General features: G+C 39.6%; 18 protein-coding genes and 1 riboswitch. Of the genes, 5 read left to right on the top strand and 13 right to left on the bottom strand.

The annotated features are described in order from the left end of the window. Window positions 1-188: 188 nt before the first annotated feature. From ACVBAX_RS16740 to ACVBAX_RS16715, 6 genes are all read right to left on the bottom strand, one after another. Complete coding sequence (locus tag ACVBAX_RS16740; RefSeq protein ID WP_447118025.1) at window positions 189-1,049, bottom strand: EamA family transporter; 861 nt, start codon at window positions 1,047-1,049, stop codon at window positions 189-191. A 124-nt stretch (window positions 1,050-1,173) separates the two neighbouring features. Next, complete coding sequence (locus ACVBAX_RS16735) at window positions 1,174-2,382, bottom strand: GGDEF domain-containing protein (protein ID WP_447118024.1); 1,209 nt, start codon at window positions 2,380-2,382, stop codon at window positions 1,174-1,176. A gap of 107 nt (window positions 2,383-2,489) precedes the next feature. Continuing rightward, window positions 2,490-2,789 carry a spore coat protein gene (locus ACVBAX_RS16730; RefSeq protein WP_447118023.1) on the bottom strand — a complete coding sequence of 100 codons (300 nt, stop codon included), beginning with the start codon at window positions 2,787-2,789 and terminating at the stop codon, window positions 2,490-2,492. A gap of 11 nt (window positions 2,790-2,800) precedes the next feature. Further along, window positions 2,801-2,989, bottom strand: a complete 189-nt coding sequence (locus ACVBAX_RS16725; RefSeq protein WP_447118022.1) for a hypothetical protein — start codon at window positions 2,987-2,989, stop codon at window positions 2,801-2,803. Window positions 2,990-3,003: 14 nt separating this feature from the next. Next, complete coding sequence (locus ACVBAX_RS16720; protein ID WP_447118021.1) at window positions 3,004-3,276, bottom strand: spore coat protein; 273 nt, start codon at window positions 3,274-3,276, stop codon at window positions 3,004-3,006. A gap of 12 nt (window positions 3,277-3,288) precedes the next feature. Beyond that, complete coding sequence (locus ACVBAX_RS16715; RefSeq protein WP_430775148.1) at window positions 3,289-3,504, bottom strand: hypothetical protein; 216 nt, start codon at window positions 3,502-3,504, stop codon at window positions 3,289-3,291. A gap of 116 nt (window positions 3,505-3,620) precedes the next feature. Here ACVBAX_RS16715 and ACVBAX_RS16710 point away from each other — a divergent pair, with 116 nt between their 5' ends. Next, window positions 3,621-4,988, top strand: coding sequence for an amino acid permease (locus tag ACVBAX_RS16710; RefSeq protein WP_447118020.1), 1,368 nt, complete (start codon window positions 3,621-3,623; stop codon window positions 4,986-4,988). 41 nt (window positions 4,989-5,029) lie between these two features. On the opposite strand, the gene asnA is transcribed toward ACVBAX_RS16710, so the two are convergent. Then, window positions 5,030-6,037 carry an aspartate--ammonia ligase gene (gene asnA / locus ACVBAX_RS16705; RefSeq protein ID WP_447118019.1) on the bottom strand — a complete coding sequence of 336 codons (1,008 nt, stop codon included), beginning with the start codon at window positions 6,035-6,037 and terminating at the stop codon, window positions 5,030-5,032. Window positions 6,038-6,238: 201 nt separating this feature from the next. Here asnA and ACVBAX_RS16700 point away from each other — a divergent pair, with 201 nt between their 5' ends. Then, window positions 6,239-7,885 carry a catalase gene (locus tag ACVBAX_RS16700; RefSeq protein ID WP_430775144.1) on the top strand — a complete coding sequence of 549 codons (1,647 nt, stop codon included), beginning with the start codon at window positions 6,239-6,241 and terminating at the stop codon, window positions 7,883-7,885. Between the two features lie 378 nt (window positions 7,886-8,263). Continuing rightward, entirely contained in the window at window positions 8,264-8,548 is a 285-nt protein-coding gene (locus ACVBAX_RS16695) for a hypothetical protein (RefSeq protein WP_447118018.1), read from the top strand. A gap of 37 nt (window positions 8,549-8,585) precedes the next feature. Here the strand turns inward: ACVBAX_RS16695 and ACVBAX_RS16690 are convergent, their stop codons facing one another. The 4 genes from ACVBAX_RS16690 to ACVBAX_RS16675 form a co-directional block, all read right to left on the bottom strand. Continuing rightward, window positions 8,586-9,791, bottom strand: a complete 1,206-nt coding sequence (locus ACVBAX_RS16690; RefSeq protein WP_447118017.1) for an MFS transporter — start codon at window positions 9,789-9,791, stop codon at window positions 8,586-8,588. Between the two features lie 183 nt (window positions 9,792-9,974). Continuing rightward, on the bottom strand, window positions 9,975-11,201 hold the full coding sequence (locus tag ACVBAX_RS16685; RefSeq protein ID WP_447118016.1) for an MFS transporter: 1,227 nt from the start codon (window positions 11,199-11,201) through the stop codon (window positions 9,975-9,977). A gap of 91 nt (window positions 11,202-11,292) precedes the next feature. Then, a complete protein-coding gene (locus tag ACVBAX_RS16680) occupies window positions 11,293-12,174 on the bottom strand; it encodes a shikimate dehydrogenase (protein WP_447118015.1) in 882 nt (293 codons plus the stop codon). A 224-nt stretch (window positions 12,175-12,398) separates the two neighbouring features. Beyond that, window positions 12,399-12,959 carry a shikimate kinase gene (locus ACVBAX_RS16675; RefSeq protein ID WP_430775233.1) on the bottom strand — a complete coding sequence of 187 codons (561 nt, stop codon included), beginning with the start codon at window positions 12,957-12,959 and terminating at the stop codon, window positions 12,399-12,401. A 195-nt stretch (window positions 12,960-13,154) separates the two neighbouring features. Between ACVBAX_RS16675 and ACVBAX_RS16670 the strand changes: the two genes are divergently transcribed. Both ACVBAX_RS16670 and ACVBAX_RS16665 read left to right on the top strand, forming a co-directional pair. Then, a complete protein-coding gene (locus tag ACVBAX_RS16670; RefSeq protein WP_430775139.1) occupies window positions 13,155-13,463 on the top strand; it encodes an ArsR/SmtB family transcription factor in 309 nt (102 codons plus the stop codon). Between the two features lie 11 nt (window positions 13,464-13,474). Then, on the top strand, window positions 13,475-14,428 hold the full coding sequence (locus ACVBAX_RS16665) for a cation diffusion facilitator family transporter (protein WP_447118014.1): 954 nt from the start codon (window positions 13,475-13,477) through the stop codon (window positions 14,426-14,428). Window positions 14,429-14,464: 36 nt separating this feature from the next. Here the strand turns inward: ACVBAX_RS16665 and ACVBAX_RS16660 are convergent, their stop codons facing one another. Together ACVBAX_RS16660 and chbG are read right to left on the bottom strand one after the other, a co-directional pair. After that, complete coding sequence (locus tag ACVBAX_RS16660; RefSeq protein WP_447118013.1) at window positions 14,465-15,169, bottom strand: TerC family protein; 705 nt, start codon at window positions 15,167-15,169, stop codon at window positions 14,465-14,467. Window positions 15,170-15,257: 88 nt separating this feature from the next. After that, a riboswitch (yybP-ykoY riboswitch) is annotated at window positions 15,258-15,353 on the bottom strand. A gap of 121 nt (window positions 15,354-15,474) precedes the next feature. Then, entirely contained in the window at window positions 15,475-16,185 is a 711-nt protein-coding gene (gene chbG / locus ACVBAX_RS16655) for a chitin disaccharide deacetylase (RefSeq protein WP_447118012.1), read from the bottom strand. Window positions 16,186-16,193 lie beyond the last annotated feature (8 nt).

Below are 16,193 nucleotides of genomic sequence, written 5' to 3'. Positions count from 1 at the left end.
TTTATGTATATCACGATGTTCTCATTAAAGAACATTAATTCCAAAAAAAATTCCCTGTTAAATCCTTTCACCGGAAGTTCTCTATTAAGAACTACTTTGATAAAATAAAAATACCACCTTCTACTCCTTTAGTCAATCTACTTTTATTAATTTACACAAAATAAAAATAGACATTCAAAATCGAATGTCTACAAAATCAACAAAGCGGTCCCAATCGTAATTAATACCGCTCCCGCAATCGTATTTTTCGACGGCTTCTCCTTCAAAATAATAAAACTTAGCACCATCGTAATAACGACACTGAATTTATCAATCGGCGTGACCACACTTACCTTCCCGAAGGCAAGCGCTGCAAAGTAGCAGAGCCATGAAAGCCCGGTAGCCGCTCCGGATAAAATTAAAAATATGTAGGATCGTCTCGAAATGTTTTTCAACTCTTTACCTGTTCTTTGGAAAAATACAATGCCCCATGCAAACAGGATGATCACTACGGTTCGGATAAACGTGGCTACATTAGAGTCCACATCTTCGATTCCGATCTTTGCTAAAATATTTGTTAAAGAAGCAAAGATCGCTGATAGAACCGCCAACCAAATATACGACTGACCTACTCGAACTTTTTTCTCTTCTTTATTTCTTCCAATTAGCACGAAGGTTCCGACAGAGATAATGACTCCTCCAGCTACGACAAGGGTAGTTGCTGGCTCTTGAAGAACAATAAACGATAGAATAATCGTTAATACGACACTTGCTTTATCAATCGGAACGACCTTCGATACATCACCGATTTGAATCGCTTTGAAAAAACACAGCCAGGATAGTCCTGTTGTTAACCCAGAAAGAACAAGGTAAAACAATGCTTCTCCCGATACCTCAAACAAGGCATCTGTTTGTTTTGTGATCACTACCATCACAAAAGCCATAATCAGTACGACGACAGTTCGTACGGCTGTAGCGAGGTTGGAATTCACATTTTCAATGCCGATTTTGGCTAAGATAGCGGTAAGTGCTGCGAATAAAGCGGCAAGTAAAGCTAAAATAATACTCATTGTATCAGCTCTTTTTCTTTTTATATAATTGGATAATAAAATTCTTCTTTATCTTATTTTCGCCAATTTCTAAACATTCGTCCAGTTTGTACCAACTTAAAATAGATTTCTACCATTCTAGGTTTTAGACAGTAACCTGATTCATCGTCCTAACTTGATTTCGTCCCATTTCTTTCGCCCGGTAAAGAGCTAGATCTGCCTGTTCAATCAGTTGATTTAACTCTTCTTCTTCCATTATTGTCCCTGTTGCGTATCCAATACTCACTGTGACAACCTGGGCCACAGGTGAAAAACCATGTTCCAACCTCAGCTCCACCACAGAATGCCGTATCTCCTCAGCCAACCCACGAACAGACTTTTCATCCATATCAAACAGAGCCACAATAAACTCTTCTCCCCCAAACCTAGCAGCTATGCTTGAAGGGGCATCAACTACCTTTGTTAACACTTTGCCAACAGCCTGAATAACTTGATCACCTTGTAAGTGCCCATAATGATCGTTATATGGTTTGAAAGCATCGATGTCAATCATAAGAATCGATATTGGTCTTTCCTGATTTGAATGGGTCAATGTACTTTCAATGTATTGATAAAATCCTCTTCGGTTTGATATTCCTGTGAGCTCGTCTAGCATCGAAAGCTCTTTTAGCTTAGCATTCATCTTTTCATTTTCTTTTATTTTTTCAGCAAGTGAGTTGTTTGATTCTTTTAATAACAGCTCACTGATGTAATTGGTCGCGTAGCTTCGATATAGCATTCGAGAAGCAAGCCAACAAAAAAATAGGAAGACAGTTAAATTGATCAAATGTCCCATTACAACGGTACTCGAGGGTTGAACTATTGGTAATCCGATTCCTAAAACGAGAATGGCTGGTGTGTATATGGCCAGCATGATTTTATTAGTGGCGTGAAACAGAATCGATACACACATAAAGTTCACAACAAACGCCATGACATGTCCGTACTCTTTTTGGTCTACGAGCGTTACAATTGCACCCCAAACTAAAAACAAACTGACAAGGGTTAATAACACAGGTTTAGCCCACTTATTCCGGGAGACCTGGTGCTCGAACCAACGTATTAATAAAAGCATCGTACTAGCCATGATGACTAAAGTGATATACAGAATAAAATATGTATTTCCATCTACTAAGATTTGTTTCGTAGCGTAAGTTTCAGCCATATTCATTCCAAGTAAAATAGCTTCGAATAATATAACAATACTAGCGAATAGCTTACAGCGTTGGATGTTTTCTTTAAACAGATATTCTTCTAATAATATTTTCTTTTCCCTAGGGATATCTGGTGTAAGAAAGGAACGTTTGATCTTCATTTCACAACCTCATTTCGGTACTATTTACCTAGTATACAAAAGAAGGAAGATGAAATATATTCTTTTCTTTTTAAAAAGCTTGTGGACAATCGCCACAAGCTTTCCCGTTAGTCGTTCGATAGAGACATAGCCGTTTCCGCAGTCCTCAAATCCACCTCTAGTTGTTTTTTCGTATCTTGAGGATGATAATACCCCTTTTCCATCATATACGTCGAAATTTTCCGATGAGCATCAATCGCATCCTCGAGTTGATCCATTAAGGTTTGTCTAATTTCTGGAGTAGCGGTTTCCGTAATGGCAAATGAGTAGTTTCTTACGGCCGTTTTTGATGCCATTAAAAGGTCAGTCGCGATGACCTGATCGGTTAATGGAGCCATGCCTGTTAGTTTTTCAATGAATCCGTTCATAGTACCCTCCGTTACGTAAGATGACGTTTTAACCCTTCGATATGTCTGGAGGAAGCTGAGACATCCTCCTGCATTAATTCCTTTAAAGCCGGGTCAGTTACTAAGGCTTGCATGACTGTTGATTTGGTTAAACATAAGCTTTTAAACGTTAATAGTTCATGTAATTCCAGACTTTCGTGAACTCCGATATTGTCTATCATGATCTCACCTCCACTTATAGTTCAAGAGCTTCTGTTGCGTAAGAAATATCCTTTTTTAACTGCTCTGGGATGTTGTAAGCATCATAAATGCCCCTGTCCTGAAGGAATCCGTATATTCTTTCATGGTAGGCGATCGCGTTTCGTAACTCTTGTCGTAAAAATGTATGTACCTCATCTGATGTCGCTTCCGTAATTGCTACGGAAAGGTCTTTTATGGATGCTGTGGTTTCAAACAGCATATCCGTTGCAATCACATGATCTGTAAAGCTTAATGGTTTTACCTCCAAATATAACACCTCCTACTGGTCCATTTTCGTTTGAGCTCTTGCCAATATATCTCTCATTTGGCTCAACGTCGCTGTTCCTAATCGAATGTTTTCTTCCACTAATTCTTTTAGATCCGGATTTTCTACTCGGTCGAGTCGAGCTTTAGCCTCCACTAAACATGCCACCTTAAAGGCATTTAGTTCTCTTAAATCAATAATTTCATGTACCCCAATTTCATGACTCTCCATTTGCTTCACCTCCTGCTTTTTAGCTTTTGTTCGAACACAGAAACATATCCAAAAATAACAATGTTTGAAGAGTGGGAATGTGTAACACAATAAGAACGCTTTGAAGGAGGATTTGGATGAAAAAAGTAAGCTGTGGTTCAGGCCAAGCAAAAGGAAATGCACCAAAAGGGGATTTAAAATGGTGGCAGCTGAGCCTTATCGGTATCGGATGTACGATTGGAACAGGGTATTTTCTTGGATCTGGTATTGGGGTAAAAATCACCGGACCTGCGATCGTTTTCTCCTTTTTGTTAGCTGCGATTGGAACGTATGTGGTGTATCATTTTTTAGCGATGATGACAACGAAAGATCCGCAAGAAGGTTCGTTCTGTTATTATGCCGGAAAAGCTTTCGGACGCTGGGCTGGATTTAGCTGTGGTTGGAATTACTGGATTTCGAAAATTTTAATTATCGGAAGTCAGTTAACAGCATTAGCGATTCTTTCTCGATTTTGGTTCCCTAAGGTTCCACTGTGGGTATTTGCTGCAGGCTATGCGGTACTTTCTATAATTGTCGTTTTTTTAGGAACAAAAGGGTTTGATAAGGTAGAAAATGTGTTAGCCGTAACGAAGACGTCGGCTATTCTTATGTTTATTGTTCTTGCCATTGCTGCGCTTATAGGATGGGTTCATGGAGGTGATACCCATCAGCCAGGAATGCCAAATTCCTTTCATGACCTATTCCCTAAAGGTGGACTAGCATTTTGGTCTTCCCTGCTTTATGCATTTTATGCGTTTGGTGGAATTGAAGCGATTGGATTATTATCCATGCAGCTTGAAAATAAAGAAGATGCTCCAAAAGCAGGACAGATTATGCTAATCGTATTGACCATTATCTATGCGATATCCATGGGACTTGTTGTCACTATGGTTTCTTATCAAGCGATTGATGAAAAAGAAAGCCCCTTTGTGACTGCCTTGTCTCATTATAAGCTGCCATTTTTTCCGCATGTGTTTAATGCAGCCATTATAACAGCCGGGTTCTCCACGATGACAGCATCGTTATTTACGGTAACCAACCTGTTAAAAACATTAGCCAAAGATAAGGATGCCCCAGCTATATTTGAAAAAGAAAAGAAGCTCTTTTTCGGAAAAGAAGTTCCGCTTCCTTCGTTAGGGCTGGCTACGTTAGGTTTATCGGCATCAGTCGTTGCCGCCTTGCTTTTACCAGGAAAAATCTATGCGTATATCACAACGGCAGCTGGAATTTTACAAATGTATAACTGGGCGTTTATCATCCTCTCTGCCTTAAAAATTCTAAAGCTCAAGGCTTGGGATAAAACACTATGTATCCTCGGATTGATTTTGCTTGCTGCTGCTGTATCAGGGACGATATTTGAAAAAAGTATCCGACTTGGATTCTTTATTAGTTTGATCTTTGTCGTACTGATTGCTCTTGTCACTTTTATTATGACTCGAGTATGGAAAAAGGCAAAACCAGCGTAAATAAAGTCCCAATAAGGGCAAACTTATTGGGACTCTACCTGCTATAACAGCTGAATATTTGCCTCTCTACAAGATTGCAGAATCTCCTCATTCCATATGGACACTTGAACCTCGCCAATATGTGCTTTTTGCAGGAAAAACATACACAATCTTGATTGACCGATTCCTCCACCAATGGTGTATGGAACTTCCTTATTTAAAATGGCTTGGTGAAATTCTAACTGTGCACGATCTTCAGCATCCGCTAGTTTTAACTGCTGTTTCAAGGCTTCTTCATCTACTCGTATCCCCATAGAAGACACTTCAAATGCCATTTCAAGGGTCGGATTCCAAAGGACTATATCTCCATTCAACGTCCAATCGTCATAATCTGGGGAGCGGCCATCGTGTTTGTTGCCTGACTTTAATGCACCACCAATTTGAGAGATAAACACGGCACCGTATTCCTTAGCAACCTTATCTTCTCTTTGCTTCGGTGTTAAGTCTGGATATTGATCTTCGAGTTCCTGTGTCGTGACAAAATGAATATTCATCGGAAGCGATGGTTTTAATTCTGGGAAAAAGTCATTAAGGTAAATCTCTGTGGATCGAAGCACATTATAAATTTTTCGAACTTCCGCTTGCAAGGTTTGGACATTGCGTTGTTCTTTGGTAATGACCTTTTCCCAGTCCCATTGGTCCACATACAGGGAATGAAGATTGCTGAGGATTTCGTCACGACGAATGGCATTCATATCAGTATACAACCCTCTGCCTAAACCAATTCCGTACTTTGCTAAAGCCAGCCGTTTCCATTTAGCTAAAGATTGGACCACTTGAATTTGTGTATCTTCTATATCAAGAGCATCGAAGGAAACAATCCGTTCCACACCATTTAAATTATCGTTTATCCCGTTCCCTTCTTTTACAAGAATCGGCGCTGACACTCGAATTAGATTCAATTCTTCAGCCAAATTGCTCTCAAAATAATCCTTCACCTTTTTTATTGCTTGTTCGGTTTGTAGTAAATCGAGTTTTGACTTGTAACCTGCAGGGATTTTCCTTGTCACTTCACATCACCTATTTCTAAAGAATAATCAGATTTTTTTGCTTTAAATGGATGAAGGGCATCCACTTCACGTACAGTGTATGAATATGTTATTAGGTGGTGAATGTCCCGCATGTTCTTTTTGGATTTCTGGAAGACTTTGCATACCCCACCTTAAAATGGACATTCTATGACAGTAATAATGATTTAGGAGGTTATCTTTTTGACAGAGAACAAAGATAAAAATGCTTCAAACGGACAAGATGAGAACCGTGAGACGTTAACCACTCGTCAGGGCCATCCAGTACCAGATAATCAAAATATCCGTACGATTGGTAACCGCGGACCAGCTACACTTGAGAATTATCACTTCATTGAAAAGATTTCCCATTTTGATCGTGAGGAGATACCAGAGCGTGTAGTACACGCACGTGGCTCTGGAGCATTCGGGTATTTTGAAACGTATGGAAAAGTGGGAGATGAACCAGTAGAAAAGTATACGCGCGCCAAAGTATTTTCTGGAGCGGGGAAGAAAACGCCATTAATGGTTCGATTCTCTACTGTGGCAGGCGCGAAGGATTCGCCCGAAACCGCACGTGACCCACGTGGCTTTGCTGTAAAAATGTATACGGAAGACGGAAACTGGGATCTTGTTGGAAACAACCTGAAAATTTTCTTTATTCGTGATGCGATGAAGTTCCCTGATATGATTCACGCTTTTAAAGCGGATCCTGCTTCTAACGTTCCTAATCCACAGCGGATGTTTGATTTCGTTTCCCGCACACCCGAGGCGACACATATGATTACCTTCCTCTTCTCTCCATGGGGAATTCCAGCTACATACCGTCATATGCAGGGTTCTGGTGTGAACACTTATAAATGGGTGAATGCCGAGGGTGAGGCTGTATTGGTAAAATATCACTGGGAGCCAAAGCAAGGAATCCGAAATTTAACACAAGATGAGGCTAACGAGATTCAAGCCAAAAACGTAGGGCATGCTACACAAGATTTATATGAAGCAATTGAACGTGGTGAATATCCAGAATGGGAGCTTTTTGTTCAGATAATGGAAGATGATTACCATCCTGAACTTGATTTTGACCCGCTCGATGATACCAAACTGTGGCCAGAAGATCAGTTCCCATGGTTACCAGTAGGTCGCATGGTTCTAGATCGAAATCCAGTAGATTTTCATGCTGAGATTGAGCAAGCTGCCTTCGGTACAGGAGTTCTTGTCGATGGAATGGACTTTTCAGATGATAAAATGTTGCAAGGGCGTACCTTCTCTTACTCCGATACGCAACGCTATCGTGTGGGAGCTAACTATTTAAAAGTTCCTGTAAATGCGCCAAAGGCACCTATCCACACCAATCAGCAACGCGGGCAAATGGATGTGCGTGACCCAAAAGAGTCAGGGGATAATCCACATATTAACTATGAGCCATCGATGTTAGGTGGATTTAAGGAAGCAAGTAGAGAAGGTCGTGCACCTCACCAACCCATGTATAATGCAGCAGCCATGAGTGCGCCAATTGATCGACCTAACAACTATGGGCAGGCTGGTCACACTTACCGAAGCTTGGAAGATTGGGAGCGCGATGAATTAATTAAAAACCTATCCGAAGCACTTGCCGTGTGCGACCCGAAAATTCAAGATGCCATGATTGATCACTTCACACAAGCCGATGAAGAGTATGGTCGTCGTGTGAAGGAAGGTCTTCACATGAAAATGAAAGAAATGGAAGCTATGGAAGCAGGGAAAGTTCCAGGTCGTGAAGCAGGTCAATCCAAATATGGCCAAGGTTCATTAGCTGCGAATGAAGCAACAGAAGAAGCGGTAAAGAAAAGCCACGAAGCGGATCCTTATTAAGGCTCTAGTGAATGTTGGGTGTCAATTATGTATGAAATAGGCTGATTTTTATTAATGAGAGGCGAGCTACACGTGGTGTGGCTCGCTTTTTGTTGATTTGGAGCCACGCGTTTTGGGAAGGTCGCTGATATATTTCTTATGGTGCTGATATATTGTGGAAGTCGCTGATATATTTGATATGACGCTGATATATTACCGAAGTCGCTGATATATTTGATTATGGCGCTGATATATTGAAAGAGGACGGAAGGATCCTGGAGACCACACCAATTTCTCCCCCATTTTGTTACAGAATGCCATGAAATTCCAACCAGATTCAGCTATAATAAAACCATAAGCTAGTCTTCTATTGAATTTACCTTAGGATGTGTAAAAGAAATGAGCCATTATTCTGCAACGAATATAAAGATTAGTAAATTATCCATTTTTAGTGGGTATCAGGTTCTATTTGAAGTGAAAGGTCACTCTTATCAAATGTTAGTAGGGGGAGGCGATTTCAACTTCCCAATGAACATTATTCATTATTTTAAAGAGGACGGGAAATGTCCTGTTTGCGACAAATACACGCTAACTTATCCAATGGGACAGCAACCATGTTCTGCATTGTTGCGAGACAAAATGATGTTGTTCGATCTTTTCCAAAGAAAATTCCAGGCAAAATAAAACAAGGCAGCCCGAATTCAAAAGTGGCTGCCTTTCCTTATGCGGCTAGTTGCTGTTGCTTGAAGCTTGTTAGTTTACGATATTGGAAGAATACGACACCTGCTGCAAGAATTCCTATGAAGTTTACGGCAAGCGCAAATACAAATACGCCTTGAATATCTACATATCGGGTGATGAATCCTGATACCATCGGAATAAGAGTCGTTGCTAATCCTGTTGCGGTGTACATAATTCCTGTTACTGAGCCTTTACGATCCCAGAAGAACTCGCATAATACGGTTAATCCTAGCTGAAGAACACCTGCTAGAAAGAAGCCGATCAGGAATGCTGAAATCATTGCGAGCACTGGTGTTTTAAAAGTCAATAATACCAAAATCGACAAAAATGATAGTATCGGATACACAAGAACAATGGTGACGGGACGAATCGTCTTTCTTACTAAGAATGCTAAAGAGATAACAGAGAGAAGAGCTCCCCAGCTGTAATAAGACATCAGCTTTAACGAATCAACTAGAGGCATTCCTATCATTTCCTGCCCGTAAGTGGGAATCCAAATATTCATTAAATACAGTAGAGCTGGAGCAGTAAAACCAATTACGATAATGGCCACTCCTTCAATCTTAAAATTAGGCTTTGTATAGAACACGACAGGTGGGCCGCTTTCTGTACTTTCTGCGCTAACCTTATGATTAGGAAACTTTGCCTTTATTAACATGAAGCCAGACACCAAGAAAATGATGGCAGGAATAAAAAACGATGCTCCGTAAAAAATATCATGCTGAATAAAAAAGGCAATCAGAAATGGAAGTAAAGCAGAGCCGAAAGAAATAAATGCCTTTAAAGCAACCGTAGCTGAACCAGCTGTCTTTGGGAAAACCTCCATTAACGTTGGGTACGTTCCTGCATCTAGAAATGCATTGCCCAATCCACCACAGAAGGCAAAGACAATTGCCAATTCATAGGTTGGACTAAGAGGAATACCAATTAGGAAGAAAGCAAATAACAGACAACCAGCGACGATAAATGGTTTTCTACCAATCTTATCAGACCATACACCACCTAAATAGAGTGACAAGAGCCGACCGAGCCCAAATGCCGAAATGATAAAGCTGACTCCAGCTTTATCTGTGTGAAATTGCTCCGTTAGGAACGACATATTTTGTGCAATCATAATATAGGCCATGCCAAAGACAAAATAGTTAATGTAGCAGCCAATTGCAGTGAAAGAGTATTTATTTTTCATGTTCAGCACTCCTTTCTTCTTCAGTAAAGTACACTTTGTGAGAACTTGAGCATATTATAACAGTATTAAGATACTTATTACGGTGTAAATGCGTCTACTTTTTGAAATCAAATGGTCTAACTGGAGAACTTTCTAGAATCATAGGGGATGGCACTAATACATGTGATTAGTGCCATTTCCTTTTTAACTCGCCATTTTAACCGGAGCTGTTGCCTTTTCTGCATACTTCTTGTTCACATATACGGCAAGTCCGACACCGATGGCTGTGATGGCAAAGTTAAATAATAGTAGATACAATGGGCCATTTACTCCGCCAGCTTTCGTGATGGCTCCTGCAGCTGTTAGAATCGTGTAGTTTGCGAGACTTGAAGCGATCATTACGACAGATGTCATTTTCCCACCGTTTGCTGGTGATAACTCTACAGCTAGAGATGTGACTAATTGAAGTACTCCACCTGCAGCAGTAAACCCAAGCACGAAACCACCGACTAATAAAATAGAAGGTACTTTCACAAAGTAAATCACTAGCAACATGACGGCAGCAATCGCTGGGTAAAGAGCAACGACTTGAACCGATTGAAGAATTTTTTTGTTAATTAAATAGGATGTTACTAGAATTGCAATAACTGTACCAAGTGCATAATACGATTGAATTTTACTTGGGTCTGCTAAACCGTATAGTTTTCCTAATTCCTGATTCGCATTTAACCATAAGATAAATGTAGAAGTAACGGTAAAACCTAAGATCACAATCGCCAAACTTGGTCCTGTTAACTTTAATTTTTCTGATTTTTTAGAGTCTGTTTTTTCAACTTTCACCAACATTGGAGGGAATGGTAAAACCGACATTAGTACCCCTGATACAGCTAATAAAATTGCTGATAAATAGAATAATGATGTAAATGGCATCGTATTTGCTGCTACAAAACCAATCATAAACGGAAGCAAAAATTGTCCAATAGAGATCGAGAACTTTACAAATAGATTACCCACATCGCCTTTTTTCTTAAAAATTTCCATGATGGCCGGATAAACCGCTGTATCTATGAAAGAGTTCGCCACCCCACCTAATAAAGCAAATGCATAAGCAACATACATACTTGGTGAGAATACAAGACCGATAAAATAAGTAACATAGGCTGTAATACCAATTAATCCAGATACTCTTCGTCCAAACTTATCTGACAGTGGTCCTGCAATGGGAAGTGAGATTAAACGTCCCAAGCCTAATGCGGCAATGACCGTAAGCACCATACTAACGTCAAATGTACCATCCGTTAATGTAGTAGCCCCCCATTTTTCTGCAAAATTCTGCTTGTATTGCGCTAAGATGGATACTCCAATTCCGTGAACTAAATAAGTAAAATAAAGTGCAAAAGCGATTGGGTAATATTTTTTATTTGTCTCCATACCTTCTTCTCCTTTCAAATTTGTGAATCACTTCACATTATTAATGAAAAAAATATATTTAGCAGAGAAAGGAATACCATTCCTTTCTCTTTTAAAACATTTCCTCTTTTACATACTCAACGGGCATATCTTCGCCAGTCCAAAGCTTAAAGGCTGCGGCACCTTGCCAAAGCATCATTCCTAATCCATTGATTACTTTTGAACAACCAGCTTCTTCTGCTAATTCTAGTAATCTTGTTTTACGTGGAATGTATACGACATCAGATACAATGAGCTCTGGACGTAACCAAGATGCATCTGGCACCACGCTCTCTCCTTCTAACGGCTTCATTCCTACACCTGTTGCATTTGTAAGAATATCACTAGTTGCAATTTCTTCCTTTAAACGATCGGCATCATCTAAATTGTAAACCGTTGCCTTACAATTGATTCCTTCTATTTCTTCGTTAATGATTTGGGCATTTTTTAAAGCACGATGATAAAAGTCGTCCTCTCGGTTAAAAATCGAGATTTCAGCTACTCCATCCAAGGCAGCTTGAATGGCAATCGCTGTCGCAGCTCCACCAGCACCCATCAAGGTCATTTTCTTGCCAACAACGTCCACACCTGCTTCTTTTAATGCTCTCATATATCCAGTTCCATCAGTAATATGACCAATTAGCTTTCCGTTTTCGTTAACCACTGTATTCACTGCACCCGTAAACTGAGCAGCAGGAGAAAGTTCATCTAATAATGGAAGAATTTTCGTTTTATTGGGCATGGATACATTAAAGCCTCTTACTCCTAACGCTCTCATCCCAGTTACTACATCGGCTAATTGCTCATTTCCTACCTCGAATGCCATATATGAATAATTTAACCCACGTTCTCTTAATGACATATTTTGCATAGCTGGTGATAATGAGTGTCCGATTGGGGTTGCTAAAAGTCCAATTAATTTTGTTCTGCCATCGATGCGTCCTAAGTCTGCCATGTTCCTTGCCTCCAATTGAATTGTTGTTTACCTAGCTGGTTTATTGTGAAATGATTCACAAGATTAAACAAACTTTTTTTCATGAATTCATGTTATGCCTTAATTGTATGGGGGAGAGAAAGGAAAGTCTAATTAAAAAAAACAGTCTAATTCATAGGCTGTCCCTATTAAAAACTCCAATAAAAACAAAAAAACCATTCGTTGAATGGCTTGTTCGTCATATATTATCTTGGCTCATAAATATCCCAAGCAACTTTTAATGAATCCACGATATAGTCAGCGATCTCTTCTGCTTCCTGTGTATCGGTTTTTACCCTTGAATGGTGGTATTGATAGATCTCTTGTCTACTATTAAAAAGCTCCAAAATCTCATCAATATTCCTACCTTGAAGAACGGGTCTTGAATCAATAATTAAACTAATACGATCCTTCCAATATTCCCACGATAGGTCCAGGAAAAATACGATACAATTTTTCGTGCACGCTTCCCTTATATCTTCTTGAAGAAATGCACCACCACCTAAAGAAAGTACTGAAAGCTTCTTCTTGCTTAATTCAGTAATTACTTCCTTTTCTTTGGCACGAAAGGCTTTTTCCCCAATTTGCTTAAAAATTTCTGAAGTTGGTGCACCGTATTCTTCTTCGATCACTTGATCAATATCTATAAAATCACGATAAAGCTTTTTAGCTACTAATTTTCCAATGGTTGTTTTCCCCACACCCATAAAACCGATAAATACAATACTTTTCTCTCTTAATGGAACTTCTCTTCCTGTCACTGTCATCACTCCAACGTTCACTCCAATACTTAACCGGACTAAAGCATATTGTATGCTACCATGTTATCACTTTTTTACGTTTGTTCCAAAGTAAATTTCTGAGAATTCAAGTTTTTTTATCACCAAATGACCAATTTTATGATAATATACATATATGAACATATGCTCATATGTTAAATTACTGATTAAAGGGGCTAGATGATGGAACGTACTGATCATTCTTTTCTTAACCAAGCTACTGCGGATGAAGCAGCCAGAATTTTTAAAGCACTAGCTGATCCAACAAGAATCAAAATTTTATACCTACTCTCCCAAGAGGAATGCTCTGTGAGTCATATTACGGAAGTACTGGAGATGACTCAATCGGCCGTTTCACATCAACTGAGCACACTGCGAAAGCTTCGATTAGTCAAGTATCGTCGGGAAGGAAGCACCTTGTACTATTCATACGATGACGAACATGTTATCACGATTCTTCAGCAAGTCCTTTCCCATATTAATTGTAATTAGGAGGAATTCACATGGGTCATCATCATCACCACGGTCATGGACATCATCATCACCACCATGCTCATGACCATTGCCATGATCATTTTGATTCGCAGCGGGAAGGAAATAAAAAGGGATTATTAATCGCTTTATTGGTTACAACAGGAATTATGTTCGCCGAATTTTTTGGAGGATTAATGACCAATAGTCTTGCACTTTTGTCAGATGCAGGGCATATGCTTAGTGATGCGAGCTCTTTATTGCTTAGTTTGGTAGCTCTATGGATTGCTTCTCGTCCGGCTACACCAAAGAAAACCTTTGGATTTTACCGTTTTGAAGTATTAGCGGCTCTATTTAATGGAGTAACATTATTTGTCATTGCTGGTTTTATCGTGTGGGAAGCATTTGAACGGTTTATTGAGCCTCCGACCGTAGCAAGCGGAACGATGATCCTCATTGCTTGTATTGGTCTCGGAGCCAATTTAATTAGCGCTTGGTCTTTATTACGAAATGGTGATGTGAAAGATAACGTGAATGTGAGAAGTGCCTATTTACATGTATTAGGAGATGCGTTAGGGTCAGTTGGGGCGATTATTGCTGGAATCGTCATGCTCGTATTTGGATGGTATATCGCCGATCCTATTATTTCCGTTATTGTCGCTTTATTAATTTTACGTAGTGCATGGGGTGTCATTTCTCATTCTCTTCACATACTAATGGAGGGAACACCACCAGCTGTGAATCAAAAGGATGTAAAGAATACTCTTGAATCGATTCCAGGCGTGGTCGATGTACATGATCTCCATATTTGGACGATCACATCTGGACTACATTCGCTAACATGCCATCTGCTTGTAAAAGATGATCAGCCTTCACAAACGATACTTCAAGAGGCGATTTCTTTGGTACGTGAGAAATATCATATTGATCATGCAACCTTTCAAATCGAAACATCCACCCAACTTCATCAAGAATTGAAAATATAAAAAAGTGCTCCCTCATCTGGGAGCACCTTACATATATTAATGAGAACCAGCCTTTTTCAACTCGAATGTTTCTTCGTTTTGCGTTGCAAGCTGTTTCTTTTTCTTGGTCATACGACCTGCCAATAAAACAGCAGCAATGACTAGGATCTCAAAACCATACTTGATAAATCCGTTAGCAAAAATTCCATTTAGGAATCCTTCTCCAACGATCATTTTTGCTGCTGTCCAAGCTAGAATAGCTGAACCAATGGTTACGATAACTGGGTAACGCTCGATCCATTTAATAATCATTGTACTACCCCACATAACAACAGGCACGGAAACAAGTAATCCAATAATTACCAATGTCATATTCCCATGAGATGCACCTGCAATTGCCAGTACATTGTCTAATCCCATTAACGCATCAGCGATGATAACCGTACGAATGGCTGCCCAGAATGTATCTCCGGCTTTTACGTCACCGTGGCTATCGTCATCAGTCAATAGCTTATAAGCTATCCAAACAAGTAATAGTCCACCTACTAAATGTAAACCTGGGACTTTTAGCAACCAAACGACAGCAAGTGTTGCCACTACACGAATGACAATTGCTCCAACTGAACCCCAAAGGATTACTTTTTTCTGCTGTTCTTTTGGAAGATTTCTAGCTGCTAATCCAATAAGAATAGCATTATCACCGGCAAGAACTAAGTCAATAGCAATAATGGTAAGTAGTGCGGTTAAAAATTCTAGTTCCATAACAAATTCCCTCCTAAAAAATAAGTTCTTATCGATTTTTTTGCCCACAAAATAAAGAGACCTTGCCATTGTAGGCAAAGGTCTCGCTAAGCACATTTTATGCCAACAAAGCCGATGGATTGCTCCATGGATTGACGACTTTGTTTCAGGAAAAATCCTGACGCTACTCCCCTTTACTGAGAAAGGAAAACCGATAATATTCTTTTTACTATACTATTAATATAGTCGAAACAAAATGATTACATTCCTATTATGACACAAATTTATTACTATATGCAACTATAAAACTTGTAACATTTTCCCTTTTATAATAATTGGATATCATCAGGCAGTACCACAGTTTTTAAAATATCTACCTCTTCTATTCGCTTGTACGTATAGGAGGAGCCATTTAACAGTGCCGTATCTAAGTAAGCTGGGTGAGCCATGACTTCAATTTTTATTGGTTGGGTGAAGCTTTCCTTAAGATTGTCAAAATACGTTGCTTCCAACCCGTCTCCATAAAAATCAAATAGGGCCACATCAGAAAACGGCTCAACTCCTTGAATTTGGTCTCCCCCATTTGCTCTCACCGGTAAGTTGTATTTTTTAGATAATCGTTGAACAACCGGTAATAGTTCCTCAATCGTATGAACATGATGATGACTATCCATATGTGTAAGGGGAACACCTGAGCTGAGGAACTTTTCAATTTGAGCTGTCCATTCTCTCTCCACTTCTTCAAGATGTACAGAATCTTTTTTCAAGTGGAGCTCTGATAAGGAGTGAAAGAATCCCTCTTCATTTGTAAGTGACCCAACATCTTGTAAAAGGGGTTTGCCACATGTAAGGACCAAATGAATCCCTACTTGTAGGCTAGGATGCTCTTTTGCAAGCTGAATGGCGTGCTCGGTTCCTTCCATATTCATCATCATTGTGGCGGAGTTCACAATTCCATTCAGATGAGTGTCAATAATCCCATAATTCACTCCAGAACTAAAACCAAAGTCGTCTGCGTTTACAATTAATTGAATCATGTACATTC

This window comes from Robertmurraya sp. GLU-23 (genome assembly GCF_052983275.1).
The sequence above is the reverse complement of the archived record's forward strand: the minus strand, read 5'-3'. Positions and strand labels throughout refer to the sequence as shown.

Coding starts and splice junctions, on each gene's coding strand:
- ACVBAX_RS16690 (WP_447118017.1), bottom strand. CDS start 9,791: ATGAAAAATAAATACTCTTTCACTGCAATTGGCTGCTACATTAACTAT.
- ACVBAX_RS16725 (WP_447118022.1), bottom strand. CDS start 2,989: ATGATAGACAATATCGGAGTTCACGAAAGTCTGGAATTACATGAACTA.
- ACVBAX_RS16715 (WP_430775148.1), bottom strand. CDS start 3,504: ATGGAGAGTCATGAAATTGGGGTACATGAAATTATTGATTTAAGAGAA.
- ACVBAX_RS16675 (WP_430775233.1), bottom strand. CDS start 12,959: ATGACAGTGACAGGAAGAGAAGTTCCATTAAGAGAGAAAAGTATTGTA.
- ACVBAX_RS16665 (WP_447118014.1), top strand. CDS start 13,475: ATGGGTCATCATCATCACCACGGTCATGGACATCATCATCACCACCAT.
- ACVBAX_RS16670 (WP_430775139.1), top strand. CDS start 13,155: ATGGAACGTACTGATCATTCTTTTCTTAACCAAGCTACTGCGGATGAA.
- chbG (WP_447118012.1), bottom strand. CDS start 16,185: ATGATTCAATTAATTGTAAACGCAGACGACTTTGGTTTTAGTTCTGGA.
- ACVBAX_RS16685 (WP_447118016.1), bottom strand. CDS start 11,201: ATGGAGACAAATAAAAAATATTACCCAATCGCTTTTGCACTTTATTTT.
- ACVBAX_RS16695 (WP_447118018.1), top strand. CDS start 8,264: ATGAGCCATTATTCTGCAACGAATATAAAGATTAGTAAATTATCCATT.
- ACVBAX_RS16740 (WP_447118025.1), bottom strand. CDS start 1,049: ATGAGTATTATTTTAGCTTTACTTGCCGCTTTATTCGCAGCACTTACC.
- ACVBAX_RS16680 (WP_447118015.1), bottom strand. CDS start 12,174: ATGGCAGACTTAGGACGCATCGATGGCAGAACAAAATTAATTGGACTT.
- ACVBAX_RS16730 (WP_447118023.1), bottom strand. CDS start 2,789: ATGAACGGATTCATTGAAAAACTAACAGGCATGGCTCCATTAACCGAT.
- ACVBAX_RS16660 (WP_447118013.1), bottom strand. CDS start 15,169: ATGGAACTAGAATTTTTAACCGCACTACTTACCATTATTGCTATTGAC.
- ACVBAX_RS16735 (WP_447118024.1), bottom strand. CDS start 2,382: ATGAAGATCAAACGTTCCTTTCTTACACCAGATATCCCTAGGGAAAAG.
- ACVBAX_RS16710 (WP_447118020.1), top strand. CDS start 3,621: ATGAAAAAAGTAAGCTGTGGTTCAGGCCAAGCAAAAGGAAATGCACCA.